Here is a 1,626-nt window from a genome sequence, read left to right as displayed (position 1 = left end):
CGCAGGCGCGAGCGAGGAAGCGGCGCAGCTTCGGGCGTGCGTGCGGTGGTGGAATGAGCGGTCATGGCAGCGCCCTCCCGGCCAGCCAGGCGGCGTGCCGCTCGGCGGTGTATTCGGGCAGCGGTAGACGGGCCGCCAGACGGTTGCCCAGCGTGCGCCAGTAGGCAGGCGACACGTCGATGGCGGCGATGCCCTGCGCGTCGATGCCGTCGATACGCTCCAGCACGGCACGCACCGCGTTCACGCCTTCGGCGTGCAGCAGTAGGCGCGCGCCGGGCCGCACGCCGGGGATGCGCTGCATGTCGTCCAGCGGCGTGCCGGCTTGCATCACCATGAGCTGCCAGCGGATCGTGCCGTAGTCGTTGGCCTGCCAGCGGATGCGGCAGAACATCGCGCCGGGCAGGAACACTGCGCAGCGCCGCCAGCGGTCGAGCCGCAGTGTGCGGGCGGGCTCGCCGAAGCGCAGATAGAGCTTGAAACGAGGTTCGATGTAGGCCAGCGATACGCGCGTCAACGGCACATTGCCGGTCAGGCTCGCGAGTGTCGAAAGCGAAGGCGTTGGCGTGGTCGATGCAGCAGCCGTGGCCGCGTTCACGGCCGGCGCGATGGATGCGTTCATGGCGGGTTCTCCGTGCGCTTTTCGGAAAACTCCCGTTCTAGTAGGCCGCGCAGCAGGTCGGCCACGGTCACGCCCTGGCCGAAGGCGGCGATCTTGATGCGTGCGCGTAGCGCAGGCGTCACGTCGAGGGTCAAGCGTGCGGTGTAGAGGTCGCCCTTGTTCAGCGCATCGGCATCGCCTTGGCGAATCCACGCCTCGGCGTGCGGATTCGCCGGTGGACGCGCACCAATGCCGACGCGTTTGCTGGCTCGCGAACCGTTGCGGGTGGTGCTGTCGCTGCTCATGCCGGCCACCGCAGCAGTTCATCGACCAGCGCAGCGATCTCGCGTGCGGCGGCGCTGTCGGGCGCGGTTTCGCGGGCGAGCCGGCCAGCGGCCACGCTGTCGGCAAAGACGATCCTTTGCCGAACCTCGGCGCGCAGCGCTGGCAGCGACTGTTCCGCCAGCGATTGCCGCGCTTCGCGGCCGATGATGGTGGTGCTGACGCGCCGGTTGATGACGAAGGCCGCGCGCAGCGCAGGCCGGAATACTTGTGCCTCGCGGATCAGCGCCACCATCTCGGCGCTGGCCCAAAGGTCATATGGGCTGGGCTGCACGGGAATCAGCACACGCTCTGCCGCCAGCAGCGCGGAGCGCGCCAGAGCGGCGATGCGCGGCGGGCCGTCGATGATGACGTGATCTGCGCGACGTGCCAGCTCCGGCGCTTCCTGGTGCAGCGTCTCGCGGGCGAGGCCCACGGCGCTGAACAGCCGGGGCAAGCCCTGCTGGCTTCTGCGCTGCGTCCAGTCCAGCGATGAACCCTGCGGGTCGGCGTCCAGCAGGATGACGTGCTGACCGCGCAGCGCGAGTTCGCCGGCAATGTGCGTGGCGAGCGTGGTCTTGCCGACGCCGCCTTTCTGGTTGAGCACGGCGACGATCATGACGCAGCCTCCCATACTGGAAAGCCGGGCTTCGCCTGTTGTGCAAAACGCTGTTCGCCGTGCCGTTTCGCGGTTGTCCACCGAAACG

Annotated in this window: 3 protein-coding genes; all 3 read right to left on the bottom strand. The window is 69.0% G+C overall.

All coding sequences use genetic code 11. The features are described 5' to 3' along the window. Positions 1–61: 61 nt before the first annotated feature. The 3 genes from LO50_RS21225 to parA are packed head-to-tail and all read right to left on the bottom strand — an operon-like array spanning position 62 to position 1,538. Complete coding sequence (locus LO50_RS21225; protein WP_044316271.1) at positions 62–619, bottom strand: DUF2840 domain-containing protein; 558 nt, start codon at positions 617–619, stop codon at positions 62–64. Beyond that, a complete protein-coding gene (locus LO50_RS21220) occupies positions 616–903 on the bottom strand; it encodes a hypothetical protein (protein WP_044316272.1) in 288 nt (95 codons plus the stop codon). Before LO50_RS21220 ends, LO50_RS21225 begins: the two co-directional genes overlap by 4 nt. After that, positions 900–1,538 (bottom strand): ParA family partition ATPase, encoded by a 639-nt coding sequence (gene parA, locus LO50_RS21215; RefSeq protein ID WP_044316270.1) that lies wholly within the window; start codon positions 1,536–1,538, stop codon positions 900–902. The genes LO50_RS21220 and parA overlap by 4 nt, the downstream gene beginning before the upstream one ends. Positions 1,539–1,626 lie beyond the last annotated feature (88 nt).

The organism is Stutzerimonas stutzeri (genome assembly GCF_000935215.1).
In the GTDB taxonomy this organism is placed as follows: domain Bacteria; phylum Pseudomonadota; class Gammaproteobacteria; order Pseudomonadales; family Pseudomonadaceae; genus Stutzerimonas.
The sequence above is the reverse complement of the archived record's forward strand: the minus strand, read 5'-3'. Positions and strand labels throughout refer to the sequence as shown.